At 73.7% G+C, this 26,022-nt stretch carries 23 protein-coding genes; 9 read left to right on the plus strand and 14 right to left on the minus strand.

All coding sequences use genetic code 11. From position 1 onward, the window contains the following. Nucleotide 1: 1 nt before the first annotated feature. The 5 genes from AB0J24_RS10045 to AB0J24_RS10065 all read right to left on the minus strand — a co-directional run bounded on the left by AB0J24_RS10045 (nucleotide 2) and on the right by AB0J24_RS10065 (nucleotide 6,626). The gene (locus AB0J24_RS10045) at nucleotides 2–1,744 is read right to left on the minus strand and encodes a hypothetical protein (RefSeq protein WP_358678347.1); all 1,743 of its coding nucleotides are present in this window, start codon (nucleotides 1,742–1,744) and stop codon (nucleotides 2–4) included. A gap of 303 nt (nucleotides 1,745–2,047) precedes the next feature. Beyond that, complete coding sequence (locus AB0J24_RS10050; RefSeq protein WP_358678350.1) at nucleotides 2,048–3,808, minus strand: BCCT family transporter; 1,761 nt, start codon at nucleotides 3,806–3,808, stop codon at nucleotides 2,048–2,050. Between the two features lie 199 nt (nucleotides 3,809–4,007). After that, a complete protein-coding gene (locus AB0J24_RS10055; protein WP_358678352.1) occupies nucleotides 4,008–5,327 on the minus strand; it encodes a serine hydrolase domain-containing protein in 1,320 nt (439 codons plus the stop codon). Nucleotides 5,328–5,349: 22 nt separating this feature from the next. After that, a complete protein-coding gene (locus tag AB0J24_RS10060) occupies nucleotides 5,350–6,129 on the minus strand; it encodes a DNA/RNA non-specific endonuclease (protein ID WP_358678355.1) in 780 nt (259 codons plus the stop codon). Further along, nucleotides 6,126–6,626: an Lrp/AsnC family transcriptional regulator gene (locus AB0J24_RS10065; protein WP_358678358.1), complete on the minus strand. Its 501-nt coding sequence runs from the start codon at nucleotides 6,624–6,626 to the stop codon at nucleotides 6,126–6,128. The genes AB0J24_RS10060 and AB0J24_RS10065 overlap by 4 nt, the downstream gene beginning before the upstream one ends. A 193-nt stretch (nucleotides 6,627–6,819) precedes the next feature. Between AB0J24_RS10065 and AB0J24_RS10070 the strand changes: the two genes are divergently transcribed. Beyond that, nucleotides 6,820–9,123: a pyruvate dehydrogenase gene (locus AB0J24_RS10070; RefSeq protein WP_358678360.1), complete on the plus strand. Its 2,304-nt coding sequence runs from the start codon at nucleotides 6,820–6,822 to the stop codon at nucleotides 9,121–9,123. A gap of 21 nt (nucleotides 9,124–9,144) precedes the next feature. On the opposite strand, the gene AB0J24_RS10075 is transcribed toward AB0J24_RS10070, so the two are convergent. Beyond that, nucleotides 9,145–10,074 (minus strand): PAC2 family protein, encoded by a 930-nt coding sequence (locus AB0J24_RS10075; protein ID WP_358678363.1) that lies wholly within the window; start codon nucleotides 10,072–10,074, stop codon nucleotides 9,145–9,147. A gap of 165 nt (nucleotides 10,075–10,239) precedes the next feature. On the opposite strand from AB0J24_RS10075, the gene AB0J24_RS10080 reads away from it, so the two are divergent. Next, nucleotides 10,240–11,538 carry an MFS transporter gene (locus AB0J24_RS10080; RefSeq protein WP_358678366.1) on the plus strand — a complete coding sequence of 433 codons (1,299 nt, stop codon included), beginning with the start codon at nucleotides 10,240–10,242 and terminating at the stop codon, nucleotides 11,536–11,538. Between the two features lie 4 nt (nucleotides 11,539–11,542). Here AB0J24_RS10080 and AB0J24_RS10085 read toward each other — a convergent pair whose 3' ends face one another. Continuing rightward, nucleotides 11,543–12,232 (minus strand): PadR family transcriptional regulator, encoded by a 690-nt coding sequence (locus AB0J24_RS10085; protein ID WP_358678369.1) that lies wholly within the window; start codon nucleotides 12,230–12,232, stop codon nucleotides 11,543–11,545. 286 nt (nucleotides 12,233–12,518) lie between these two features. On the opposite strand from AB0J24_RS10085, the gene AB0J24_RS10090 reads away from it, so the two are divergent. The 3 genes from AB0J24_RS10090 (at nucleotide 12,519) to AB0J24_RS10100 (ending at nucleotide 13,932) form a co-directional block, all read left to right on the plus strand. After that, entirely contained in the window at nucleotides 12,519–12,884 is a 366-nt protein-coding gene (locus AB0J24_RS10090; protein ID WP_358678371.1) for a hypothetical protein, read from the plus strand. A gap of 62 nt (nucleotides 12,885–12,946) precedes the next feature. Beyond that, nucleotides 12,947–13,390 (plus strand): CBS domain-containing protein, encoded by a 444-nt coding sequence (locus tag AB0J24_RS10095; protein WP_358678373.1) that lies wholly within the window; start codon nucleotides 12,947–12,949, stop codon nucleotides 13,388–13,390. 137 nt (nucleotides 13,391–13,527) lie between these two features. Then, nucleotides 13,528–13,932, plus strand: coding sequence for a YkvA family protein (locus tag AB0J24_RS10100; RefSeq protein ID WP_358678375.1), 405 nt, complete (start codon nucleotides 13,528–13,530; stop codon nucleotides 13,930–13,932). Here AB0J24_RS10100 and AB0J24_RS10105 read toward each other — a convergent pair. From AB0J24_RS10105 to AB0J24_RS10115, 3 genes are all read right to left on the minus strand, one after another. After that, complete coding sequence (locus tag AB0J24_RS10105; RefSeq protein WP_358678377.1) at nucleotides 13,905–14,369, minus strand: hypothetical protein; 465 nt, start codon at nucleotides 14,367–14,369, stop codon at nucleotides 13,905–13,907. The two genes, AB0J24_RS10100 and AB0J24_RS10105, sit on opposite strands and share 28 nt — an antisense overlap. Nucleotides 14,370–14,473: 104 nt before the next feature. After that, nucleotides 14,474–15,292 carry a glycerophosphodiester phosphodiesterase family protein gene (locus AB0J24_RS10110; RefSeq protein WP_358678379.1) on the minus strand — a complete coding sequence of 273 codons (819 nt, stop codon included), beginning with the start codon at nucleotides 15,290–15,292 and terminating at the stop codon, nucleotides 14,474–14,476. A gap of 82 nt (nucleotides 15,293–15,374) precedes the next feature. Continuing rightward, complete coding sequence (locus AB0J24_RS10115) at nucleotides 15,375–16,187, minus strand: SGNH/GDSL hydrolase family protein (RefSeq protein ID WP_358678382.1); 813 nt, start codon at nucleotides 16,185–16,187, stop codon at nucleotides 15,375–15,377. Between the two features lie 611 nt (nucleotides 16,188–16,798). Between AB0J24_RS10115 and AB0J24_RS10120 the strand changes: the two genes are divergently transcribed. Further along, nucleotides 16,799–17,665, plus strand: a complete 867-nt coding sequence (locus AB0J24_RS10120; protein ID WP_358678385.1) for a M23 family metallopeptidase — start codon at nucleotides 16,799–16,801, stop codon at nucleotides 17,663–17,665. Here the strand turns inward: AB0J24_RS10120 and sthA are convergent, their stop codons facing one another. Beyond that, nucleotides 17,666–19,099 (minus strand): Si-specific NAD(P)(+) transhydrogenase, encoded by a 1,434-nt coding sequence (gene sthA, locus AB0J24_RS10125; RefSeq protein WP_358678388.1) that lies wholly within the window; start codon nucleotides 19,097–19,099, stop codon nucleotides 17,666–17,668. A gap of 58 nt (nucleotides 19,100–19,157) precedes the next feature. After that, nucleotides 19,158–20,648, minus strand: a complete 1,491-nt coding sequence (locus tag AB0J24_RS10130; RefSeq protein WP_358678391.1) for an FGGY-family carbohydrate kinase — start codon at nucleotides 20,646–20,648, stop codon at nucleotides 19,158–19,160. Nucleotides 20,649–20,887: 239 nt separating this feature from the next. On the opposite strand from AB0J24_RS10130, the gene AB0J24_RS10135 reads away from it, so the two are divergent. Continuing rightward, entirely contained in the window at nucleotides 20,888–22,030 is a 1,143-nt protein-coding gene (locus tag AB0J24_RS10135) for a DUF4192 domain-containing protein (protein WP_358678394.1), read from the plus strand. 5 nt (nucleotides 22,031–22,035) lie between these two features. Here AB0J24_RS10135 and galE read toward each other — a convergent pair whose 3' ends face one another. Both galE and AB0J24_RS10145 read right to left on the minus strand, forming a co-directional pair. Continuing rightward, a complete protein-coding gene (gene galE, locus AB0J24_RS10140; protein ID WP_358678397.1) occupies nucleotides 22,036–23,004 on the minus strand; it encodes a UDP-glucose 4-epimerase GalE in 969 nt (322 codons plus the stop codon). Nucleotides 23,005–23,091: 87 nt separating this feature from the next. Next, nucleotides 23,092–23,808 carry a metal-dependent transcriptional regulator gene (locus AB0J24_RS10145; protein WP_358678399.1) on the minus strand — a complete coding sequence of 239 codons (717 nt, stop codon included), beginning with the start codon at nucleotides 23,806–23,808 and terminating at the stop codon, nucleotides 23,092–23,094. Between the two features lie 93 nt (nucleotides 23,809–23,901). Here AB0J24_RS10145 and AB0J24_RS10150 point away from each other — a divergent pair, with 93 nt between their 5' ends. Together AB0J24_RS10150 and AB0J24_RS10155 are read left to right on the plus strand one after the other, a co-directional pair. Next, entirely contained in the window at nucleotides 23,902–24,798 is an 897-nt protein-coding gene (locus tag AB0J24_RS10150) for a sulfurtransferase (RefSeq protein WP_358678755.1), read from the plus strand. 34 nt (nucleotides 24,799–24,832) lie between these two features. After that, the gene (locus AB0J24_RS10155) at nucleotides 24,833–26,005 is read left to right on the plus strand and encodes an acetoin utilization protein AcuC (RefSeq protein WP_358678402.1); all 1,173 of its coding nucleotides are present in this window, start codon (nucleotides 24,833–24,835) and stop codon (nucleotides 26,003–26,005) included. Nucleotides 26,006–26,022: the final 17 nt, after the last annotated feature.

Here is a 26,022-nt window from a genome sequence, read left to right on the forward strand (position 1 = left end):
CTCAACCCGCCGGTTCGAGGTTGCGCCGGACCGGGGTCCTGGGGTGCGGCGCCGCGGCAGGGCGGGCCGCACCCGGGTCGCGCGGCGCCGGAGCCGGTCCGGACCAACCGGGCGGCGGCATCGCCGGGCCTGGCTCGGCCACGTGCAGCCGGTGCCGCGCGGCCAGCGCGCGGCCGGCGGCCCCGGTCTCCCCGAGCGCGTGCAACGCCAGCGCCCGGTGCGCGGGGACCTCACAGCGCCGCAGGAACCGGTCGAGCTCGCGGACCGCCTCCCCGGGTTCCCGCGATGTCGCCCACAGCACGACCTCGGCACGGGCGATCTCCTCGCGCACCCCGCCCATCCGCACGCACAGGTACTCGATGTCCTCGTCGGCCAGCTCGCCCGGCGCGGGCACGTGCATGCCCTGTTCCAGCAGGTACTCGTGCACCGCCCACAAGCCCATCGGGGTCAGCGCGACGACCGTGGGATCGGGGTCGTCGCGGTGCGCGACCTGGGACAGCTCGTCCAGTTCGTCGGCGTCGAGGGTCTCGCTCAGCTCGATGGCTCCGAGCAGCTCGCAGGCGTCGAGCAGGGCGGTGACGTCGCGACGCCAGAGCCGCTGCTCGACGTCGCCCGCCAGGTCGTCCACGACGCAGCCCGCGTCCTCGTTGACCGTGTCGCGGACGTGCCGGTGGAAGTGCTCCAGCGGGACCGGCCCGCCGCCGGTGGCGTAGAGGCCGACCCAGAGCATCGGAAACGCCTCGGACATCGACATCCCGAACAGCGACGGGGCACCGAACACGTCCGTGCCGCCCAGGTTGTCACCGAGCCGGCCGACCGACTCGAAGACCCTGCGCCACAGCTCGATGGGCCGGTTCAACAACGGCCCGGCGCTCTTCACCGGAAGCAGCCTGCCCCGGACGACGCGCACCAGCCGCGCGGCCCGGGCCCACCGCAGCAGCAACGAGACCTCGGGCAGGTCGTCGCTGGTGCGGGCGGTCTCGCGGTAGATGTGGTCGAGCTGCAGGTGCGCGGCGAGATCGAGTGCGTCCGCCCGGCCGAGCCTGCCGTCGGAGGTCAGCCTGCGCCCCGCCCGTACCCAGACGGTCAGCTTCCGCAGCAGGTCGAGCGCCTCGGACCGCTCGGCGGCCTCCACCAGCGCCGCGGCGCTCGGCATCGGCACCGGCGGGAGTTCCGGGCTCCACTCGGCGCGCGCCGGGCGCTCGGCCTCCCGGCGCATGATCTCGGCGAGCGCGTGCCGGTCGACGTCTGCCTCACCGGACCCGGCCCGGTCCAGGAACCGCTGGACGGCCACCGGGTCGGCCGGGTCGATCCCGTTGCGGTGCAGCTGGACACCCCAGAACTTGCCGAGATCGTAGTTGCGCTCGTCGGCGAGCCCGTCGTGCAGCGCGGGCGTGGAGTCGAGGACCTGTCGGTGCAATGCGTCGATCGACGACGACTGCGGGTCGAACCAGTCGTGGTCGCCCAGGAAGTCGATCAATGCGTGGAACGCGGGCGCGACGTCGTCGGGCTCCAGGACGGTCACCTTGCGCGGGAACCACATGCCGAGCGCGTCGGCGATGTGTGCGCGGGTCCACCTGCCGAGCCTTCGGTCGCGCGCGTACTTGTAGTCCACGGCGGCAGCGACGAGCGCGGTGTCGACCTCGACCCGGTGCCGCCGGGCCCACACGAGGAACTGCTCCAGCAGGCGGCTCCGGGCCTCGGCGTACCCCTGATCGTCCCCGGGGGTGAACACGAGACGCATCCGGCCCACTGTGTCAGGTCCCTCCGTCCGTTCGGTTCCGGGGTGGCTCGGTGATCCGCCCCGGGTGCGGCTGAGCGCACGCTGATGATCTGCGGCGCGCGCGGGGGCCCGCACGCCGGGTCGCAACTGGTGCAACGAGCGCGCCCGGCGTGGGTCACGCCGGGCCGCTGGACTCTCCCCCCTCGATCCGATCGCTCCCCCTCCCGCGACCGTCCCCAGACCTTCCCACGGACGACAGCGGCCGGACACCCGCCTCGGGTATCCGGCCGCCGTCGTGTGCGCCGAGCGGTGTCGGCGGGTCGCTCAGTCGCCGCCGACCGGGCTGCCCTTTCGTCCGGCGTCACCGTCGGCGGGCCCCTCACCGGGTTCGATCATCGTGTAACCGGGCCCGGTGCCGGGCCCGTTGCGGTACCGGTCGAGCGCCGTCTCCTCGTCGGTGCGGTCCTTCGGGAAGGCACCGACCTTGACGTAGAAGTCGTCGCCGTGCCGGTCGGTGGCCCAGTCCACGGCCTGCTCGATCACCTCGGCACCCTTGAGCTCGCGCAGCACCACCGGGTCCCGGCGCAGATCGCGGAACAGCGCGAGACACAGCAGCACCATGATGATCACGAACGGGGCGGCGACCAGGATGGTCAGGTTCTGGATGCCGCCCAGCGCGTCCTCACCGCCGGTCAGCAGCATCAGGACGGCGACGGCGCCCATCACGGCGCCCCAGAAGATGACGACCCAGCGACTGGGTTCGATGGTGCCGCGCTGGGACAGGGTCCCCATCACGATCGAGGCGGCGTCGGCGCCGGAGACGAAGAAGATCCCGACCAGGATCATCACCAGGATGCCGGTGGCCGTGGCCCAGGGGTAGGCGCCCAGCATCTGGAACAGCTGGACGTTGGAGTCCTCGGAGAACTGCACGCCCTGCTGGGCCTGGGTGATCGCGGTGCCGCCGAAGATGCAGAACCAGACCAGTGAGACCAGCGACGGGGCCAGGATGACGCCGCCGACGAACTCGCGGATGGTGCGACCGCGGGAGATCCGGGCCAGGAACATCCCGACGAACGGGGTCCAGGAGATCCACCACGCCCAGTAGAAGATCGTCCAGCTGGACAGCCATTCGAGCATCGGCTCGCCGCCGACCGCCTCGGTGCGCCCGACCATGTCGAAGAACTGCGAGAAGTAGGCGCCGATCGAGGTGGGGATCAGGTCCAGGATGATCACCGTCGGGCCGACGACGAACACGAACAGCGCCAGCACGCCGGCCAGGATCATGTTGGTGTTGGACAGCCACTGGATGCCGCGCGCGATGCCGGAGACCGCGGACAGCACGAAGGCCGCGGTCAGCACGACGATGATCGCGGCCAGCGTGCCGGAGCCGACCGGCCCGTCGGACCAGCCGACGATCTGCATGCCGCCGCCGATCTGGTAGGCGCCGAGGCCCAGCGACGCGGCCGACCCGAAGAGCGTGGCGAAGATCGCCAGGATGTCGATGGCCTTGCCGATCGGGCCCTCGGCGGCGCGGCGCCCGATCAGCGGGACGAAGGCCTGGCTGATCAGCTGCCGCCGGCCCTTGCGGAAGGTCGAGTACGCGATCGCGAGACCGACCACGGCGTAGATCGCCCAGGGGTGCAGTGTCCAGTGGAACAGTGACGTCGCCATCGCGACCTGCATCGCCTCGGTGGTGCCGGGCTCCGCGGCACCGGGCGGGGTCGAGGTCGTGAAGAACGAGAGCGGCTCGTTCACGCCGAAGAACATCAACCCGATGCCCATCCCGGCGGAGAACATCATCGCGATCCACGACACCGTGCGGAACTCGGGCTGCTCCACGTCGGTGCCGAGCTTGATCCGCCCGAATCGGCTGAACGCCAGGAACAGCGCGAACGCCACGAAGGCGGTCGCGGCGAGCACGAAGCCCCATCCGCCGCCGCGCATCAGTCCGTCGAGCATCGTCTGAGCGGTCGAACCGAGGCTCGCCGGGGACACGATCCCCCAGACCACGAACAACAGCGCGAGTGCCGCGCCGATCCCGAAGATCGTCCAGTCGGTGCGCGACCGACCCTCCACCTGTGTCATTCCAGGTCACGCCCCTCGGGGCGCATCCCCCTCCCTGGTCGAGTACGCACGACCGTGCACATCCTTGCCGGGGGAGTGTAGGAAAATGGGACGTTCCCGTGGTGCCGGGGCGGTCACCCGAAATCGTCGGTGCAGGTCAGCGAGGTGCGCCGAACAGTTTCAATGCGATATCGTTATAACTTGTCCGATTTGTTCGGGTTTATCGCCATCCGGCGTCGTCGACACCGCCCGGCACCGGCGCGGCCGGATCGTAGGGTGTCCGGGTGAACACGAAGGTGGCCAGCCACAGGTGGTCGTCGGAGATGCGCAGCGTCTCCCCGGCGAAGTAGCCGTCCAGGCCGATCCAGGTGCCGTCGGGGCCCGGCCGGAACCGCGAGGAACGCCCCGGGCGCCCGAGACCGCCCAGGTGCAGCATCCCGCCCGGGATCGCCCGCAGCGCGTACGGCGACGGGCCCCAGAACCACGGCCCGAGCAGCGACGGGTCCACGGGCGAGGGTTCCGGTGCCCAGGCCTCCACGATCCGGGGTTCGGCTGCCTTCACGTCGGCGAGCAGTCCGGCGGCCAGGCCCGAGTCCAGCCCGGAGGTGGTGTTGCCCATCGCGAGCGCCCCGACGCCCTCCTCGCGGTCCACCCACAGCCCGGCCAGGAACCCGGGCATGGAGCCGCCGTGGCCGACCAGCGTCGCCCCGCCCTCGACGCGCAACACCTGCACGCCCAGCCCGTAACCCGCCCACGCCGGGGACGACGAGTCGATGCCCGCGGGCAGCGTCATCTCCTCGACCGTGGACGGCGCCAGCACCCCGCTGGTGTCGCCGAGCAGGAACGCGCCGAGCCGAGCCAGGTCGCGGGCGGTGCACCAGAGCTGCCCGGCCGGGGCCATCACCCCCGCGTCGTGCTCGGGCTCGGGCAGCGTGAGCTCGGCCCACGGGTGCACGGCGCGGCCCTGGGCCGCCGGTGCCTGCGGCCGGGGCGAGGTGCGGGTCATCCCGAGCGGCAGCAGGACCTCCTCGCGCGCGACGTCGGACCAGGCCTGCCCGCGGGCCCGGGCGACCACCTCGCCGAGCAGGCCGAACCCGAGGTTGGAGTAGTGGAACCGGCGTGCCGCGGGCAGCACCCGGTCGGCCTCACCGAGGCCCAGCTCGTCGAGCGTGCCGCCGGGCGCGCGCTCCCACCACTGCCCGGGGCTCTCCGAGCCGGCCCCGGCCAGGTGCGACAGCAGCTGGCCCAGCGTCCGGTCGCCGAGCGGCGTGCCGGGCAGGTGCTGCTCCAGACGGTCGTCGAGATCGAGAACGCCCTCGTCGCGCAGTCGCAGCACGGTCACGGCGCAGACCGTCTTGGTGATCGAGCCGATCCGGTACTGGACGTCGTCGTGCGCCACACCGTCCGGGAAGGCCCCACGGCCGGCGTGCCAGGCCAGCGCGCCGTCGCGGACGACACCGGCGACGAGCGAGGGGACACGGCCGTCGCGCTGGGCACGGGCGACGCGGGCGAGCAGGGTGCGTTGGGTCGAGGGGAGCACGCGACGACGGTAGCCGGGGCGCTCAGAGCGCGATGCGGGAGTGCGCGGTGATCCGGACGGCGCCGGGCACCGGCATCCGGTCGGCACCGGTCAGCGGCCCCAGATCGAGACCGGTGAGCTCGGCGATCCGGGCGACCGGCACCTGGAACGTCCGGAAGCCGCCCAGCGGAGGCGGTTCCCCCGGCACGGGCCGGCGCAGGTCACCGAGCTGCGGGGTCTGATCCAGCAGGAAGGCGGCGGTGCCCAGCTCTCCGGCGGTCCGGAATCCGCCGATCTTCCAGAACAGTCGCGGGATCCGCAGCCCGCGGTACTCCGGGTCGTCGTCGGCGAGCACCGGCCCGGTGAACACCACCAGCCTGCGGTCGTGGTCACCGGCATGGTCGAGCAGGTGGTCCTCGAGTCCGAGCCACAGCTCGCGGTCCTGGTTGAACGACGACGCCTGCGGTGCGGCGTTGGTGTAGTGGAACGTGTCGTCGCTGGCCCGCTGCGCCACCGACGGCTCGCCCCACGCCGGGTCGGCGCGCCGGACCAGGTGCCCGCGGTCGAGATCGTTGTCGGTGTAGATCTGCGGACCGGCCTGGCCGGCGGCCGGGATCCGGTCGTCGAGCCGCCAGTCGTCGGAGCGCCGCACCTGGCGCAGGGCCGCGCCGTCGATCATCACCGCGGTCGCCGCGGCCAGCCTGCGGTCCGGCCGGTGCAGGACGGAGAAGTGTGTGTAGTCCAGCGGCACCGTCGCGACGTCGCGGGCCGCGACCGGCATCGGTGCCGGTACGCCCAGGAAGCCGGGATCGAAGCCGCTCACCGGCCCTCCCCGATCAGCCGTCGCAGCAGCGGGGCGGTGCGGAACTCGACCAGCGACCGCATGACCAGCGACGTGGAGGTCCGCTCCACGCCGTCGATCGCGAGCAGGTGCCCGGCGATCCGGTAGAGGTCGTCGGCGTCGCGGGCCACCAGGTGCACCAGCAGGTCCTCGGCGCCGGAGACGCCGTGCACTTCCAGCACCTCGGGGACGCGGTCGAGCGCGGCGGCGACCGCGGCCAGCTCGCGCTGCACCACCCGGACGGTCACGAAAGCGGTGAGCGGGTAGCCCAGCGCGGCCGGGTCGACCCGGCGTTCGAAGGTGTCGAGCGCACCGAGCCGGTCCAGCTTGGCGAGCCGCGCCTGCACCGTGTTGCGGGAGATTCCGATCCGCTCGGCGAGGGCCAGCACGGTCGCCCGCGGGTCCTCGGCGAGTGCGAGCAGCAGGCGGGCGTCGTGCCCGTCGAGGTCGCTGCGGGCGGCCCGCGTCCCGTCGCTCATCGCGCTGCCCTCCTGCCGGAACGTCCCGCGATGCGCACTCTGCCGCCCGGAGGCCACCCTGTCCAGTGCTTGCTTGAGCATTCTGCTCATCGATCGACGTCACAGTTGTGCAGTCAGTCGATGCAGTGGTGGGCTGCTGGCGCATCGTGCGTGGCCGACGGTCACTACGCCGGCGAGGGAGCTGAAGACACCGATGAGCAACACCGACCGCGAGACCATCGCCGACATCGAGCAGCGGGTGCTGTGGTTGTCCACCGCCATCATCGACGCCGCCAACCGGCGCGGCGATCCGAGCGGACTGAAGGTGGGCGGGCACCAGGCGTCGTCGGCGTCCATGGTGACGATCATGACCACGCTGTGGTTCGAACACCTGCGGGCCGAGGACCGGGTCTCGGTGAAGCCGCACGCCTCGCCGGTGCTGCACGCGATCAACTACCTGCTCGGTGAGCTGGACGAGGCGTACCTGCCGACGTTGCGCGCGTTCGGCGGTCTGCAGTCCTACCCGTCGCGGTCCAAGGACCCCGATCCCGTCGACTACTCGACCGGCTCGGTCGGCATCGGCGCGACCGCCCCGATCTGGGGTGCGCTGGCCCGTCGCTACGTCGACTCGCACTTCGGCGGCGCGGGGCGGGGCCGGCAGTACTCCCTGGTCGGTGACGCCGAGCTGGACGAGGGCGCGGTCTGGGAGGCGATCCTCGACCCGATGGTCGGCGAGCTCGGCGAGGTCGTCTGGGTCGTCGACCTGAACCGGCAGTCCCTGGACCGGGTGGTGCCCAACATCGGCGCGCCCCGGCTCGAGGGCATGTTCGGCGCCGCGGGCTGGCAGGTGCTCACCGTGAAGTACGGACGGCTGCTGCACGAGCTGTTCGCCCGGCCCGGCGGCGAGGCGCTGCGCGAACGTATCGACGCCATGCCGAACCCGGAGTACCAGCGGCTGCTGCGCTGCGACGCCGCCGAGGTCCGCAAACGGCTCCCGGACGGTGTGCCCGACGAGGCGGGACTCGCCGGACTGATCGACGGGCTCGACGACGCGACGCTGCTCGCCGCCGTCCGGAACCTGGGTGGGCACGATCCGGCCGCACTGGGTGAGGCGTTCGAGGCGATCGACGACACCCGCCCCACGGTGATCCTCGCCTACACGGTCAAGGGGCACGGTCTGGCGACCGCAGGCCATCCGCAGAACCACGGTTCGCTGCTGTCCGCCGAGCAGATGCGCGAGCTGGCCGACGCGGTCGGCGTCGACGTCGACGACCCGTGGCAGCGGTTCGACCCGGCGAGCCCGGCCGGCCGGCTGTGCACCGGGACCGCACAGCGGCTGCACCGCGAGGCCCCGGTCCCGGAGCCGGTGCCCGAGCTGCCGACCGACATCGGCCGCACCCCCTCCGGGCGGGCCACCACCCAGGCCGCGCTCGGCCGGGCCCTGCTCGACCTGACCCGGGAGGCACCCGAGGCAGCCGGGCGGGTCGTCACGCTGTGCCCGGACGTGTCGTCCTCGACGAACCTGGGCGGCTGGGTGAACAAGGTCGGCGTGTGGTCGAGCGACGAGCGCCGGGACTGGTTCGACGACGACCCGGAGACGATCCTGCACTGGCGCGAGCGCCCGACCGGGCAGCACCTCGAGCTGGGCATCGCCGAGGGGAACCTGGTCGGCGCGCTCGGTGAGCTGGGTGCCACCTGGTCGCGTTGGGGCCGTCCGGTGCTGCCGATCGGGGTGCTCTACGACCCGTTCGTCGAGCGGGCACTGGAACCGTGGTCGTTCGGGATCTACGCCGGTGGTCAGTCGATCCTGGTGGGGACCCCGTCCGGGGTGTCCCTCGCTCCGGAGGGCGGCGCCCACCAGTCGATCACCACCCCGTCGGTGGGGTTGGAGCAGCCGGGTTGTGTGACCTACGAGCCGGCGTTCGCGATCGACGTCGAGTGGACGCTGCTGGCGTCGCTGGCCCGGCTCGGTCGCCCGGACGGGACGTCGGCCTACCTGCGGCTGTCGACCCGGCCGGTGGACCAGTCGCTGGCCGCCGTGCCGGCGGACCCGGCGGCCCGCGAGCGGCGCCGCCGCCAGGTCGTCGCCGGGGCCTACCCGCTGCGTCGTGCACGCACCGCACCGGACCTGACGATCGCCGCGATGGGGCCGTTGCTGACCGAGGCGCTCACCGCGGCGGACCGTCTCACCGAGCTCGGCCACGCGGTGGACGTGGTCTGCGTGACCTCACCCGGGCTGCTGTTCGACGCCGTGCAGGCCAGGGCGGGCCGTCCGGCCCGGCCGCAGGCGGAGCCGTGGGTGCTGGAGTCGGCGTTCCCGGCGCGGCGGGCGGCGCCGCTGGTCACCCTGCTCGACGGGCACCCGCACACACTGGCGTTCCTGGCCGGGATCAACCGGGTGACCGCGACCCACCTGGGCGTGACCCGGTTCGGGCAGTCCGGTGATCTCGCATCGGTCTACGCCCACCACGGACTGGACGCGGACGCCGTCGTGGGGGCGGCGACGGACCTGCTGTAGGGAACGGCCGCGCCCGCGGGGTCAGGTGGTGGGCGGCTCGCGCGGCGGTTCCTCGCCGCCCTCGGCGAGGAACCGTTCGAACTCCGCGGCGAGCTCGTCGCCGCTGGGCAGCTTGCCGCCCTCCAGCCCGTCGGTCAGGTCGCCGGCCTCGCGCGCCGCGGCGACCTGGTCGTACTGCTCCTCCAGCGCCTTCACGACCTGGACGACCTCGTCGGACTCGGCCATCTGCTCGGCGATCTCGGAGTCGGCCTGCTCCGCGGCGCGGGTCAGGGTCTCGGTCGGCAGGTAGAGGCCCGCCGCGAGGCCCGCGTGGTCGAGCAGGACCCGCGCCGCCTGCGGGTAGGCCGAGCGGGCGAGGTAGTGCGGGACGTGCACCGCGAAGCCCATCGCGTCCTGTCCGGCCTGGCCGAGCCGGAACTCCAGCAACGCGGCCGCGCTGCCCGGGACGTCGGCGGTGGCGAACCACGGCTGGTGCCCCTCGACGAGTTCCGGCCGTGTCGCGTGCGCGGTGACGCCGATCGGGCGGGTGTGCGGTACCGCCATCGGGATGCCCTGCAGGGTGATCACCAGCCGGATGCCGAGCTGCTCGACCAGCAGGCCGACCGCCGCGACGAACCGCTCCCACTGGGTGTCCGGCTCGGGCCCGGCCAGCAGCAGGTACTGGGTGTCGCCGGTGTCCGAGAGCGCGACGACGTCGAGCGTGGGCGGGTCGTAGTCGGCCCAGCGGTCGGTCTCGAAGCGCAGCGGCGGCCGCCGCGACCGGTAGTCGACGAGCTGATCGACGTCGAAGGTCGCGACCCGGTTGACCTCCCGCTCGTCCTTCATCGCGCCGACGGCCAGCGCGCCCGCGTTGCCGGCGTCGACGAACCCGTCCAGCACGACGATGAGCACGGGCTCGTCGAGGCGCGGCGCGGCCGGATCGACCTGGTAGAGCTGAGCGGGATCGAGCACCGGGTCCTCCGTGTGGTGGCGTCCGCGGGCGGCCGGGGTCCGCCGCCCGCCCGACCCTAGCCCGACGGCGGCCGGTGCCGCCGGGGGCGTGGCCCCGGCCCGGTGTGACGCTGGTCGGCCCCCGCGGGTGCGTCCGGCCCGGATGGCGCAGAATGGACGTTCGTCATGGCAACGTTCCCGGCGCCGCGCGGCGCCTACCTGGTCTGGTCCGCCGGTCTGCTCGCCTACACGGTGGCGGTGCTGCAGCGCAGCTCGTTCGGAGTGGCCGGGCTGGACGCCGCGGAGCGGTTCGACGCCTCCCCGACCGTGCTGGCCGGGTTCCTGGTGCTGCAGCTCCTGGTGTACGCCGCGCTGCAGGTTCCGGTGGGTCTGCTGCTCGACCGGTTCGGTGCCCGGACGATGGTGCTGGCCGGCGCGGTGACCATGACCGCCGCCCAGGTCATGGTCGCGCTGGCGACGGCGTTGCCGTTGGCGATCGCGGCCAGGGTGCTGGTCGGGATCGGCGACGCGCTGACGTTCATCTCGGTGCTCTCGGTGGTGTCGGTCTGGTTCCCGGCCCGCCGGGTACCGCTGATGACGCAGCTGACGGCACTGTTCGGGCAGTTCGGGCAGGTGCTGTCGGCGGTCCCGTTGGCGACCCTGTTGCACGGCTACGGCTGGACGACCGCGTTCCTCGCCGCCGCGGCGGCCGGGCTGGTCGCGACGATCGCGGTGCTGGCCGTGTTCAAGAACCGCCCGCCGGGCAGCCCGGCACCGGCCCCGGCGGCGAGCCCACGCGAGGTACTGGACGGCCTGGTCGCGGCCTGGCGGCATCCGGGCACCCGGCTCGGACTGTGGTCGCACGCCGGGACCCAGTTCTCCGGGCTGGTGTTCGCGCTGCTGTGGGGCGTGCCCTACCTGGTCGCCGGGCAGGGCATGAGCCCCGCGGGTGCCTCGGTGATGCTGACCCTGCTGGTCGCGGCCGGCGCGGTGGCCGGCCCGGTGTTCGGTGAGTTCACCGCGCGGCACCCGCTGCGCCGGTCGTGGCTGGTGCTGGCGGTCATCGGGTCGACCGCACTGGTGTGGGCGGTCGTGCTGCTGGTGCCGCCGCCTGCCCCGCTGTGGCTGCTGGTGCTGCTGGTGGTGGTGCTCGCGGCGAACGGGCCGTGCTCGGCGGTCGGATTCGACTACGCCCGCACGTTCAATCCCGAGCACCGGCGCGGGACGGCCGTCGGCATCGTCAACGTCGGCGGTTTCACCGCGTCACTGCTGACGACACTGCTGGTCGGCGCCGTGCTCGGGATCGCGGGCGGATACACCCCGGAGGCCTTCCGGATCGCCTGGCTCGTGCAGTTCCCGATCTGGGCGGTCACCGTCGCCGGGGTGCTGATCACCCGCCGCAAGGCGCGCCGGGTTCTGGCGGAGGAGGGCACGGTCGTCCCGCCGCTGCGCGAGGTGCTGCGCCGGCGCCGGCGGACCCCGTGATCGGTCACTCGGCCAACAGCCGGTAGAGCGCCTTGCGGGCGGCGGCCAGTGCATCGGTCGCCGCGGTGATCTGCGCGGGTGTGCCGGCGGTGGCGACCTGGGCTGCGGCGGCGTGCAGCCGGGCCAGTTCGTCGCCGAGGCCGGTGGCCGGGTCCCCGGACGCGGACTCCGCGTCGTCGGCGAACGGCGCCCACACCGCGTCCAGCTCCGCGCGACGCTCCGCGACGTGCCGGGTGCCCTCCTCGGTGAGGTGGACGACGCGGCGCCCGTCGGCCTGCTCGGACCGGACCAGCCCCTCGTCCTCCAGCTGGGAGAGCATCGGGTAGACCGAGCCGGGGCTCGGCTTCCACCGGCCGCCGGTCCGGGCGGTGATCTCCTGGATGATCTCGTAGCCGTGTCGCGGGCCGTCGGAGACGACGGCGAGCACCGCCGTCCGCACGTCGCCGCGGGCGGTCCGCCTGCCGCGCCTGCCGAAGCCGCGCCCCGGCCCGCCCGGTCCGAACGGCCCGCCGGGTCCGAACGGGCCGCCGGGCCCGAACCCGCCGGGACCGCCGAACGGGCCCGGTCCGCCACGGCCGAACGGCCCCCCCGGGCCGCCCCGGCCGCGTCCGCGCCTGCGCGGTCCGTCGCGGTGCGGGTCCCCGTGTCCTTCGTGGGCCGCGCCGGCCTCGTGGTCCGGGTGCTCGTCGTGCATGGGTGCCTCCTCGTGGCCGCAGGGGCCGGGTCGCCCGAACCGCCCGGACCGGCCGAACGGCCTCCGGTGAACGTGTCCTTCTCGCGTCGTCATGATGGGCAGCCTTTCGTCGGAGCCTCCCTTTCGACCGGCTCGTGTGCCATCACGATATATCGAAACCGATCGCGTTGCAACGAGATGTGTCGGCCACGCGCCCGGCGTGGCCACCGCTGGCCGGACCGGCCTCGATGTCGTTGACTGGCCGGGCGGGCCCGGACCGGCCGGGCCGGACGAGTGGAGGATCGCCGTGGGACGTCACGACCGGCGGGAGCCCACCGGGGCCGACGATGCCGGTGCGGCCGCCGAGGGCACCGACTCGGCCGAGGAGCTCGACCTCACCGAGGTGTCCCCTTCGGCGTTGCGCGACCGGCTCTCCGCACACGCCGACGGCCGTGACGACCGGGTCGTGCAGGCGGCCACCGAGCTGCGAGCGAGCCTGGACCGACTGGCGGCGGGCATCGCCCACCGCAGGGAGGCCCTCGTCGTGCGGGCCGGTGAGATCGCGCGGTCCGTTGCTCCGTTCGCCGGCGGGGCGGTGGTGGTCGGAATCGGTGCCGCGCTGGTGACGCGGTGCGCGCGCAGGGCACGGACGTGGAGGAGACCCGCCCGTTAGCTTTCGCAACGCTGTCCGGTGGGCGGACACTCAGTGGTCCGGCGACGGCGACGGAGGGTCACATGAAGGTCTCCGACATCCTGCGGATCAAGGGCGACACCGTGCACACGGTGCTCCCGTGGAACACGATCGGCGAGGCCGCCGCCCGGCTGGCCGGGCCGCCCGCGATCGGGGCCCTCGTGGTGTCCGACGACGGGTTCCGGGAACGGATCGCCGGCATCATCTCCGAACGCGACATCGTCCGGCGGTTCGCCACGGAGGGGGCCGGGCTGACCCGGCTCACCGTCGCCGACGTGATGACCCGGTCGGTGGTCACCTGCTCTCCGGACGACTCGCTGGTCGAGATGATGGCCCTGATGAACCGTTGGCGGCACCGCCATCTCCCGGTCGTGGCGCGCGGGAAGCTGTGCGGCATGGTCAGCATCGGTGACGTGGTGAAGCAGCGGCTGGCGGAGATGACCACCGAAGCCGGTGTGCTGCGCGACATCTACATCGCATCGCACTGACACGCGGCACCGCGCTGACACACGGCACCGCACTGATGCATCGCACCACTGAGCGGTACGGCTGCGCGGGACAGGTGGAGCGACGCGTCACCGTGGCGCCTGGGAACGCCGGGGGCGGCCCGGGCGTTGCACCCGACATGAGCGCTGCATCTGCTTCGACCGCGGGTCGTCGCGCCGGCCGTACGGCCGCGTTCGCGACGCTCTTCCGTGCCCTCACCCGCCGTGGCGGATCCGGTGAGCCCGGGCCCGCGCAGCGGCTGCGGGCACTGCCCTCGATGCTGGGCGACGCCTGGCGCGGCAGCTACCCGCACCTGGGGAAGGGCCGGCTCGCGCTGTTCCTGCTCGCGCTGGCCTATCTGATCTCGCCGGTGGACCTGGTGCCGGAGGCGTTCCTGACGGTGTTCGGCCTCGGCGACGACGCGATCGTCGCGATGTGGCTGGGTGGCGCGCTGCTGGTCGAGGCCGACCGCTACCTCGGGTGGCGCACCGGTTCGCCGGTCGTCGTCGACGGTGGTCAGGTCGCGCAGGTCGACCGGACGTAGTCGTTGATCCGTTGGCTGGCCGCCTGGTACTCGGGGTCGCTGCGGGCCTCGGCGATGCCCGGGTCCCTGGCGACGGCGATCGTGTCGCCGCCGTTCGCCTCGAGCAGCTGCAGCTGACGTTCCACGACCTGGTTCACCCGGTCGAAGTCGGACCTGAGTTCCTGCGGTGCCAGCCCGGTGACCTGCTGGTTGGCCCGCCGGACGTTCGCGGCGACCGACTCGACGTCCTCCACGGCGCGGCCCAGACCGATCCCGCCGACCGGCCGGGTGGCATCGCGGCTGGCCTGTACGGCGTCACAGAACGGTGTACTCGCCCTGGCCTGGGTGGTCGGCGCCGGGCGTGAGGTCCCGGGCTGGGTCGCGAGTGAACCGCCGCAGCCGGCGAGCAGCACCAGCGCCACCGGAACGAGCAGCGCGAACCGCCGCACAGCCGTCATCGGGTCCCTCCACTCACCACCACCGATCGGGGTGCCCCGAGTCTAGGTCCGGGGCTGTGTGGCGGGTGTCGCGGTCCTCCCGGGCGGGTGGGGCGGCCGCGCGGTCAGCCGAGCACGGCCCGCAGCGTGGCCGGGACGTCGGTGATGATCCGCTGCACCCCGGCGTCGATCATGCGGCGCATGTCGGTCTCGGAGTTGACCGTGTACACCCCGGCCTCCATGCCGCGGGACCGCACCGCCGTGACCAGTGCGGCGTCGGTGACGCGGAAGCTCGGGTTCGTCTGGTCGGCGACGGCCGCGGCGGCGTCGAGCTGTGCGTCGGTGGGCCGGGTGGCGAACAGCCAGCCGGCGGGGACCTCCGGGGCGGTCGCGGCGAACCGGCGCATCGCGTCGTGGTCGAACGACTGCACGACGACGTCGGGGCGCGGCGCCCCGATCGCGTCGGCGACCTGCCGCTCGATTCCCGGGTACGACGACGGGTCCTTCAGCTCGATCAGCAACCCGGCCCGGCCCGCGGTGCGCTCGATCAGCTCGTCGAGGGTGGGGATCGGTTCACCGGTGAACTCCGGGGCGAACCAGGATCCCGCGTCGAGTCGCTGCAGCTCGGCGAGCGTGAACGTGCCGACCGGCGCCGTGGCGCGGCCCGGGAAGACGCTCGCGACGTCGGTGGTGCGGACGAGGGTGGTGTCGTGCAGCAACACCAGGTGCCCGTCGGCCGTCCGTTGCACGTCGACCTCGATCGAGTCGGCGCCCTGCCGGATCGCCTCGTCCACGGCGGCCAGGGTGTTCTCGGGGGCGTCGGCGGAGGCGCCGCGGTGCGCGACCACCTCGACGCCGCCGTCACCGTCCGGTGCAGCGGACGCGACGGGGGAGAGGGCCAGCAGGGCGGCCGGTACGAGCAGGGTGCCGAGGAGGCGACGCATACCGCGACCCTGCCGGACCGGACGGTCCGGCCGGTGCACGCCGGTCGACGCCCCGTGGACACCGCGGCGAACCGCGCGTGGCTCACGGCCGGGCGGCGGCCGCGTCCAGGGCGGGCAGGTAACCGGCGCGGTACCCGGCGGCCGTCGGGTGGTAGGCGGCCGGGCTGCCCGCACCCGGCGGGTTGATCCACGGGTCGGCACCGCAGAGCCCGTGCCCGGCGAACGCGTCGCGGACGTCGACGAACTGCCCGCGGAAGCGTTGCGCTGCGTCGGCAAGGGCGTCGTCGAGGGTGTCGGCGGCCCGGTTCAGCGCGGCGCGGCGGGTGGCGTTCGGGACGCCGGGGACGTCGCACGCGGGGCCGGGTTCGAACAACCGCGGATATCCGAGGACGAGTATCCGCGCATCCGGCGCCTGCAGCCGCACCCCGACGATCACCGAGATCAGCCCGCCCGGTGCGAACAGCTCCGCGATCCGTTCACCACCGCGGATCGCCCGCAGGCAGGTCTCGTCGTCCGGGGCGGTGCTGCAGGTGGCCAGCACCGGACCGAAACCGGTGTCGTTGCCGCCCACGGTGATCGTGACCAGCGTCGTGTCGGCGGCGACCGTCCTGACCTGGCGCGCGACCACCTCGCTGCTGGTCGCCCCGCTGCAGGCGACGGAGGTGAACGACGCCGGCGCACGGCGCTGCGCCCAGAGCGCCGGGTAGGCGTCGGGCCCGCGCAGGCACTCGCCGCTCGCCGGGTCGCTCGTGGCCCCGACACCGGCCGCGTAGGAGTCGCCGAGGGCGACGTAGTGGGTGGCGGACCGCGCTGACGGACCCGGCGCGGCGAGCGCCACGGGGGCGGGACCGACGAGCAGCAGCACGGCCAGCACGGGGACCAGGAGTCGGCGCACGCGCTCCAGCCAACCGGGCGGGGGACGGCCGGGCAATCGCGGTTCCGGGTGAGTGGCGGTACGGGACGTGCGGGACGGGTGGACCGAACGGGTGTGCCGGGCCCGCCGCCCGGGACGGGCACCCGGGTCCGGCCCGCTCCACGCACTGCCGGTGCGACCACTGCGAGTGACCACCGACACTCATCGGCAAACGGACGTACCACTCGTCCGATCGAGAGGCGGGTGCGTCGTCGCAGCTAGGGGGACGGTTCCCGGGTGCATCGGCCGGTCGTCCCTGCGGTGAACGGCAGATGATGACCGCTCTCGTCACGCAGCGTCCGCTCACCGCCCGTCGGGTTCCAGTGGTCTCGTCATCACTCCTTCGGGTTTGCCGCCGTGGCGTGCCGGGTTAACGTCGGCCCCAGATCACGGAACGGTCACGAACCGGACGCGGCCCGACTCCCCACGGGCTGCCCCGCTCCCCACGGGTTGTCCGCCGCTCCGCGATCCGGAAGGAAGACGTGGCACGGCATCGCTCCCCCCAGGGTCGGCCCACGAGCCTCGGGCTCCTGTCACCGCAGTTCGCGGTGGCAGGGGTCGCAGGCATGGCAGGCGTCCCGTCCGGTCCGCACGTGCGACACTCCCGCCGCGCCGACCGGTCCGACGAGAGCTCCCGGTACTCGGCCGGCACCCGGATCGCGGCCGCGGTCGTCGCGGTCGGCGGCATCGCCGGTGCCGCGCACGCGTCCGTCGGCGGCGACCTGCTCAGCGCACCGGTGACCGGCTGGCTGGACACCGCCTCGGCGGCGTTCAACGGTGGCGGCGCGGCGGCCGGCGTCTCGGTGCCCGAGGCGGTCCCCGCCTCCGCCCCGATCGCCGATCCGGGCACGATCGCCGCGCTGGCGACCCCGGCGGCCGACGGTGCCTCGGTCGCCGCGCAGACCGTCATCGCCGGTGCCGGTGTGCACTCCAGCGCCGCGGACGCCGTCGACGGTGCCGTCGCGTCGATCACGAAGGTGCAGGAGGCCGCCGCCGAGCGGGCCCGCGCCGCCGAGGCCGCCCGCGCCGCGGGTGCCAGCAGCGCCACGCAGGCGTCCGCAGCGGCCGGAGGCGGCGCCGTGTCGATCGTGGCGGGCCGGGTCACCTCCGGGTTCGGTTCGCGCTGGGGCTCCCAGCACATGGGCCTGGACATCGCCGCGCCGATCGGCACCCCGATCAACGTCCCGATCGCCGGCACCGTGATCAGCTCCGGCCCGGCGAGCGGCTTCGGCCTGTGGGTCCGGGTGCAGCACGACGACGGGACCATCACCGTCTACGGCCACATCAACCGCTCGCTGGTGTCGGTGGGTGAGCGGGTCGCCGCGGGGCAGCAGATCGCTGAGGTCGGCAACCGGGGCCAGTCGACCGGGCCGCACCTGCACATCGAGGTGGTCGACCCGAGCGGGAAGAAGATCAACCCCAAGCCGTGGCTGGACGCCAGGGGCTTCTCCTACACCTGATCAGGAGGCCTGCACGCTCTCCAGCGCGCGGATCTTGTTCGTCGCGTCCAGGGCGGCCACCTTGTACGCCTCGGACAGCGTGGGGTAGTTGAAGACGGTGTCGACCAGGTAGTCGACCGTCCCGCCGCAGCCCATCACCGCCTGCCCGATGTGCACCAGATCGGTCGCGTTCGTCCCGAAGACGTGCACGCCGAGCAGTGTCCGGTCCTCCGCGGACACCAGCAGCTTGAGCATGCCGTAGGAGTCGCCGACGATCGCACCGCGCGCCAGCTCGCGGTACCGGGCGAGCCCGGTCTCGTAGGGGACGGCCGCCGAGGTCAGCTCGGCCTCGGTGCGCCCGCAGAACGAGATCTCCGGGATCGTGTAGATGCCGATCGGCTGCAGCTCGTGCAGCTCGCGGACCGGCTCGTCGAACAGGTGGTAGGCGGCCAGCCTGCCCTGGTCCATGCTGGTCGAGGCGAGTGCCGGGAAGCCGATCACGTCGCCGACCGCGGCGATGTGCTCGACCGCGGACCGGAACTGCTTGTCCACCGTGATCCGGCCGCGCGGGTCGGCCGTCAGGCCCGCCTTCTCCAGGTCCAGCTCGGCGGTCATCCCCTGCCGGCCGGCCGAGTACATCACCATGTCGGCCGGGATCCGCTTCCCGCTGGCCAGGCTGGTGACGGTGCCCTTCCCGTTCACCTCGACCGAGGACACCTCCTCGCCGAACCGGAACGTCACGGCCTGGTCGCGCAGGTGGAACTTGAGCGACTCCACGACCTCCGGGTCGCAGAAGTCGAGCATCGTGTCGCGCTTCTCCACGACGGTGACGCGGGTGCCGAGCGCTGCGAACATCGAGGCGTACTCGATCCCGATCACACCCGCGCCGACGACGACCATCGAGGCCGGCACCCGGCCCAGCTGCAGCACCTGGTCGGAGTCGACCACCCGCTCGCCGTCGAACGCGACGGCGTCCGGGTGGGCCGGGCAGGTGCCGGTGGCGATCACGAACTTGTCCGCGGTGACCCGGGTGTGGTCGCCCCGCCCGCTGCCCTCGACCACGACCGTGTGCGGATCGGCGAACCGGGCGGTGCCGGTCAGGATGTCCACGTGGTTGCGCAGCAGTTGGTTGCGGACGATCTCGGTCTCCCGGCCGATCACGTGCCGGGTCCGGGCGAGCAGGTCGTCGATCGTGATCTCGGCCTTGACCCGGTAGCTCGCGCCGTACATCTCCCGCTGGCTGAAACCGGAGAGGTAGAGGACCGCCTCGCGCAGCGTCTTCGACGGGATCGTCCCGGTGTTGACGCAGACGCCGCCCATCATGTGCTCACGGTCGGCGATCGCGACCCGCCGGCCGAGCTTGGCGGCGGCGATCGCGGCCTTCTGCCCCCCGGGTCCGGAACCGATCACGATCAGGTCGTAGTCGTACGCGGGGAGGGCATCCGGGGCGGTCACACCGCCCAGCCTCATCGCCGACGGGGCGCCGGGCAACAGCCGGCGCGTGAACAGCGTGTCACGCCTGGTATGCGCGCCGGCGCTGGTCCGCCAGGAAATGCGCGGTCTCCCGGGTCGCGGTGTAGAGCGAGCGGTAGTGCGGATGGAACCGGTCGTAGGTCTCGCGGGCCGCCGGATCCGGTTCGATGGTCCGGGCGACCGGGTTCCACCGGCGCAGCTCGGGCTCGGCACCGGTGGCGACGGCGGCCAGCCACGCGTCGCCGAACGCGGCGCCGACGGTCTGCTCCGGGACGTCCTGCGGCACCCCGGTCACGTCGGTGACGATCCGCGTCCACAGCCCGCCCTGGACCCCGCCACCCACCGCGACCAGCCGCTTCGTTCCGCCACCCGCCTGCCGCATCACCTCCAGGTTGTGCCGGACGCCGTGCGCGATGCCCTCGAGCGCCGCCCGGTAGAGCTCGCCGCGGGTGTGCCCGGTGGTCAACCCGGCGACGATGCCGCGGGCGTCCGGGTCGAACAGCGGGGTCCGCTCGCCGGCGAAGTAGGGGAGCAGCAACAGGCCGCCGCTGCCCGGCGGCACCTGTGCGGCTTCGGCGACGAGCGTGGCGAAGCCCTCACCGGTCAGGTCCCGCAACCAGTTCGTGATGGCGCCGGAGGTGGCCATCCCGGCCGCGAGGGTGGTGCTGCCGGGGACGACGCCGCGGGTGGTCCACATCGCCGGGTGCGGGTGCGCCCGGTCGATCACCTCGATCAGGAACATGGTGGTGCCGTACATGACCATGACCTCTCCGGGGGAGGTGACACCGGCGCTGGTGGCCTCGGCCCAGGCGTCGACGGTCCCGGCGGTGACCGGCAGGCCCTGCGGCAGCCCGGTCTCGGCCGCCGCGGCGGCAGTGACGTGGCCGGCCACCTCGGTCGGCCACAGCAACCGCGGCAGCTCGATCCCCGGCGCCGTCAGCCCGGCCCAGTCGCGGGCCCAGTCCGCGGCGGCGAGGTCGTACATCGGGTCGCACTGGCTCGCCGAGTGGTGGTCGAGCACGTACTCCCCGGTGAGCCGGTGCACCAGGTAGGACGAGCACATGAGGAACAGCGAGCTCCGCCGGTAGACGTCGGGCTCGTGCCGGGCCAGCCAGCGCCACTTCGGGCCCACCGCCTGCGACGACAGCGGTGTCCCGGCGCGGGCGAGGATCGCCTCGGCACCCAGCTCGGCGGTCAGTTCGTCGATCTCCACACCGGCCCGGGTGTCGACGCCGTAGAGGATCGCCGGGCGCAGTGGGCGGCCGTCCGCGTCGGCCGGGAGCAGGGTGGGGCCGATCCCGGACACGCCCAGACCCGCCGGTTCCGCCTCCGGGACGGCGGCGAGAAGCTCGCGCACGATCCCGGTGAAGTCGCCCCACCAGATCGCCTCCGCGTCGTGCTCGGCCCAGCCCGGGCGGGGCTGGGCGGTGTCGTGCGCGCGGTCGGCGCGGGCGACCAGGCGGCCGGTGGTGTCGACCACGACGCCCTTCGAGCCGGAGGTCCCGATGTCGATACCCAGATACACCCGCATGGGTCTTTCCTACCCTCCCGCGGGTCTGCTGCGCAGCGGGCGCGGGCAGAACATCGGTGCAGGTTCCGGCGATGCGGCGGGGCGCTCGTAGCAGACCGGTCCGACGATTCCGCGCGCTCGAGGGTCCGGTGCCCGGAGTTGTCCACGACACCCCCTCCGGAAGTGGTCACGAGGGCGGTTGTCCACAGCCGCCGCTCCGGCTTCGGCGCGGTCGTGCCCGTCCGGCGCAGGATCGCCGTATGACGACTTCCGCGCAGCCCGATCCCCACACCCGGCCCGGTGGCCGGCCGCCGTCCTCACCGTCCTCGTCATCGGGGCCCGGGGCCACGGTGCTGCGGCTCGCCGATGCCGGCGCCGTCCTGGCGGCCGTCCCGGTGCTGATCGGCTTCCACCCGCAGGACTCACTGGTCCTGGTCGGGATCGGTGGCCCGGAGGGGGCCGGCCGGGTGGGCCTCACCCTGCGGGCCGACCTGCCGGCCCCGCACGCGGTGCGGCGGGTGTGCGACGAGGCGGTGTCGGTGTTGTCCGGGGACGGGCCGGCGCAGGCGGTGGCCGTCGTCGTCCGCGGCACCGGACGGGGGGACACCGCAGGGCGGCGGGTACCCCGGCGCACCCGTCGTGACGTCGCGGTCGCCGTCCGGCGCGCGCTCGGACGGGCGGGGATCGTTCCGCTGGCGATCATCTGGACGGCGGGGACCGGGGAGGGCGACCGCTGGAGCTGTTACCCGTTGCCCGGGCAGGAGTGCGGATGCTCGGGGTCGGTGCCCGGCCCGTCCGCCACCCCGTTGGCCGCGGCCGCCGCGGTGCTGGAGGGCACGGCGGTGCTCCCCGACCGGGCGGCCGTCCGCAGCCAGCTCGACGGGGGTGCCGCCGACCGCGAGCGGCGGGACCGGCTCGCCACGGTCGTGCCGTTGCGCGATCGCGCCGCGGCGCGCTCCGGGCTCACCCTGCTGGGCTCCGCGATGACCGAGGCGGCCGCCGGCCGGCTCGTCGTCGACGACCGCGTCGCGCAGCGCTTCCGCGGTGCCTTCGGTGACCCGGCCTTCCGGGACGAGGCCCTGCGGCGGTGTCTGGGGGCGCAGGCCCCGCACGCCGAGCAGCTGTGGGCGGCCCTGACCCGGGCGCTGCCGTCCCCCGACCGGGCACATCCGGCGGCGCTGCTGGCGGTGTGCGCGCTGCTGCGCGGCGACGGGCCGCTGGCCGCGCTCGCGGTGGAGCGGGCGTTCGCCGACAACCCGGATCACGTCCTTGCCGCGGTGGTGGACACCTCCTTGCGGGAGGCGATGACGCCGGGGGCGGCGTCACCGTGCGCAGGCCCCCGGGGTCTGCGGGGTCTGCTCACCGAGCTGATCGGCACCGGCGGACCGGGCGGCCCCCGGTGACCGGATCAGCGGCTACGGGCGAACTCCCACGCGTCGGAGACGATCCGTTCGATCTCCGTGCGCGAGGGCTTCCAGCCCAGCTGCTCGGCCGCCCGGTCGCTCGAGGCGACCAGCACCGCCGGGTCGCCCCCGCGTCGCGGCGCCACGACCGCCGGGATCGGGTGCCCGGTCACCCTGCGGCAGGTCTCCACCACCTCGAGCACGGAGAAGCCGCGACCGCTGCCCAGGTTGTAGATGTCATGCCTGCCGGGGGTGGCGTGCTCGAGGGCGAGGAGGTGAGCGTCGGCCAGGTCGTCGACGTGGATGTAGTCACGCACGCAGGTGCCGTCCGGGGTCGGCCAGTCGTCCCCGTAGATCGAGATGGACTCCCGGGTGCCACCGGCGACCTGCAACACCAGCGGGATCAGGTGGGTCTCGACCGCGTGCCGCTCACCGATCCGGTGCTCGCCGTCGACGTGCGCACCGGCCACGTTGAAATACCGCAGGCTGGTCGCGGCCAGGCCGTGTGCGTGCGCGTACGAGGTGATCATGTGGTCGATGGCGAGCTTGCTGGCCCCGTACGGGTTCGTCGGGCTGGTCGCCGCGGTCTCCGGGATCGGTGTGCGGTCCGGCTCACCGTAGGTGGCGGCGGTCGAGGAGAAGACCAGTCGCGGCACCGAGTGTTCGCGGATCGCCTCCAGCAGCCGGAACGAGGCGACGACGTTGCCCTCCCAGTACCGCTGCGGGCGCTCGACCGACTCACCGACCAGCGATCGTGCGGCGAAGTGCAGGACCCCGTCGAACGAGCCACCGGCGAGCACGTCCCCGGCGGTCGCACCGAGTTCACCCTCGACGAGGGCCGCTCCGGCGGGGACCGCGTCCCGGTGGCCGGTGGACAGGTCGTCGAGCACGACCACCTCGTGCCCGGCCCCGAGCAGATGTGCCGCGCACACACTGCCGACGTACCCCGCCCCACCGGTGACGAGCAGCTTCACTCCGGTCCTCCCACCGCGCCGATCCGACGGTGCGAGCCTCTCACCCCGCGCCCGGACGGGTCGTCGGCCCCCCGGGACGCAGGGCGCCTACTGCGCCCGGACCAGGACGGCGTGCGCCACCAGGGGCGCGACGGTGGCCTTCTCGCCCTCGGTGACCACCGGGACGGGATCGCCGAACCGCGGGATCGAGCCGACCTCGACCACGTGCCCTGGCACGATCCCGGCCAGCTTGAGCTCGGCCATCAGGTCCGCGTCGTTCTGCACGTGCTCGGCGATCCGGCGCACCTCGACCCCGCCGCCACCACGGCGGGCGAACTCGTCGAGGCGCTGCAGGCCGATCTCGAGCGCGGGCGGCACCGAGGACGAGGCGGACAGGCCGTCGCCACGTTCCAGCTCCTCCAGGCCCGGGATCGGGTTCCCGTAGGGCGACACCGTCGGCTTGTCGAGCAGCCGGAGCAGCTTGCGCTCGACGTCCTCGCTCATGACGTGCTCCCAGCGGCACGCCTCGGCGTGGACGAGCTCCCACTCCAGGCCGATCACGTCGATCAGCAGACGCTCCGCGAGCCGGTGCTTGCGCATGACGGCGACGGCGCGGCTGCGGCCCTCGTCGGTCAGTTCGAGGTGCCGGTCCCCGGCCACGACCACCAGACCGTCCCGCTCCATCCGGGCGACGGTCTGGCTGACGGTCGGACCGCTCTGACCGAGGCGTTCGGCGATCCGCGCGCGCAGCGGGACGACGCCTTCCTCCTCGAGTTCGTAGATGGTTCGGAGATACATCTCCGTCGTGTCGATGAGGTCGTTCACGTGGGGCCCCTTCGTTCGACGTCCAGTCTACCCAGGCCGGCGCCCGGGCACGGTGCGCCCGTCCGGGGCAGGATGGGGCGCGTGTCCGGTTCCATGATCGCGCCCGAGGCCCTTGCGGACCTGCTCGCCTCCACCGTCCGCCCCGTGCTGCTCGACGTGCGATGGCGGCTGCTCGGGCCGCCCGGGCGTGGCGACCACGCCGCCCGCCGGATACCGGGCGCGGTCTTCGTCGACCTCGACTCCGAACTGGCGGCCGGTCCGGCGTCGCCGGGTCCGGGCGGGCGGCACCCGCTGCCGGATCCCGCCGCGCTGCAGGTGGTGCTGCGCGGCGCGGGGATCCGCGACGACGCGCCCGGGCAGCTCGTCGTCGCCTACGACGACGTCGACGGCTCGGTCGCCGCCCGTGCCTGGTGGCTGCTGCGCTGGGCCGGTGTCGCGCCCGGCCGGGTCCGGGTGCTCGACGGCGGGTTCACCGCGTGGGAGGCGGCCGGGTTGCCGGTCGCCGGTACCGACGGCACCGCCCCGGAGCCCGCGGCACCGCCGCCCGGTGACGTGGTGGTCCGTCCGGGCGGGATGCCTGTGGTCGACGCCGACGGCGCTGCCGCGCTGGCCCGCGACGGAGTGCTGCTCGACGCCCGCGCCGCGGCCCGGTTCCGTGGCGAGACCGAGCCGGTCGATCCGCGGGCCGGGCACATCCCCGGCGCCCGCAACACCCCGGCGGCGGCCAACGCGGGGCCGGACGGACGCTGGCTGCCCCCCGCGCAGCTGGCCGACCGGTTCCGCGCCGCCGGGATGACCCCGGGGGCCCCGGCCGGCGCCTACTGCGGATCGGGGGTCAACGCCTGCGCGCTGGTGCTGGCGCTGGAGGAGTCGGGGCTCACCACACCGGACGCACCGGCTGCGCTGTACCCGGGTTCCTGGTCGGAGTGGAGTTCGGACCCGCAGCGCCCCGCCGCCACCGGGGACCGGCCGTGGGCGGCTCGGAGGTGACCGTGACCCCGCGCCTGACATACGGTCCCCACCCATGAGCGCGCGCACGTCGGTGGTGTGGACACCGGAGTTCCTCGGCTACCAGCTGTCCGACGACCACCCCCTCAACCCGGTGCGGCTCGATCTGATGATGGAGCTGTCGCGCGGTCTGGGCGTACTCGACGGCGTCGAGCTGATCGAGCCGGAGCCGGCGAGCGAGGCCGACCTCAGCCGCGTGCACACCCCCGGCTACCAGACGGCCGTGCGGTCGGCGCCGGAGGCGCCGTTCGGCGTCGGCCACGGGCTCGGCACCGCCGACAACCCGGTCTTCTTCGGCATGCACGAGGCGGCCGCCCTCATCGCAGGCGGATCGCTGCGGGCGGCCCGGGAGATCGCGGAGGGCCGCGCGGACCGGGCCGTGAACATGGCGGGCGGGCTGCACCACGCGATGCGCGACCGTGCCGCCGGGTTCTGTGTCTACAACGACTGCTCGGTGGCGATCGCCTGGCTGCTGGAGCAGGGTTACGAGCGGATCGCCTACGTCGACGTCGACGTGCACCACGGTGACGGTGTGCAGGACGCGTTCTACGACGACCCGCGGGTCATGACGATCTCCCTGCACCAGCATCCGCTGACCCTGTGGCCGGGCACCGGCTGGGCGGGTGAGCTGGGCCGGGGCGCCGGTGAGGGCTACGCCGTGAACGTCGCGCTCCCACCGGGGATCGGCGACGCGGGCTGGCTGCGCGCCTTCCACGGAGTGGTGCCCTCGCTGCTCGGGCAGTTCCGGCCGCAGGTGCTGGTCACCGAGTGCGGCGCCGACACCCACGCCGAGGACCCGCTGGCGAACCTGGAGCTGTCCGTGGACGGCCACCGCGCGATCTATCACGCGCTGCGCGAGCTCGCCGAGACCACCGCGGGCGGGAAGTGGCTGGTCCTCGGCGGCGGTGGTTACGCCCTCTACCGGGTGGTCCCACGTTCCTGGACACACCTGATGGCCGTCGCGCTCGATCGCGACCTCGACCCGCAGACCTCGATCCCGGCGGACTGGACGGCGAAGGCGTCCACCCGGACCCGGGCGCCGCTGCCGGTCTCGATGTCCGACGGCGCGGACCCGTCGTTCGAGCGCTGGGGCGGGTCGTTCGGTGATCGGGTCGACTCGGCCATCCTGGAGACCCGCCGTGCGCTCTTCCCGCTGCACGGCCTCGAACCCGACGACCCGCGGGACTGAGCGGCGGACAGGACGGA

This window comes from Pseudonocardia sp. NPDC049635, from assembly GCF_040659795.1.
Classification (GTDB): Bacteria; Actinomycetota; Actinomycetes; order Mycobacteriales; family Pseudonocardiaceae; genus Pseudonocardia.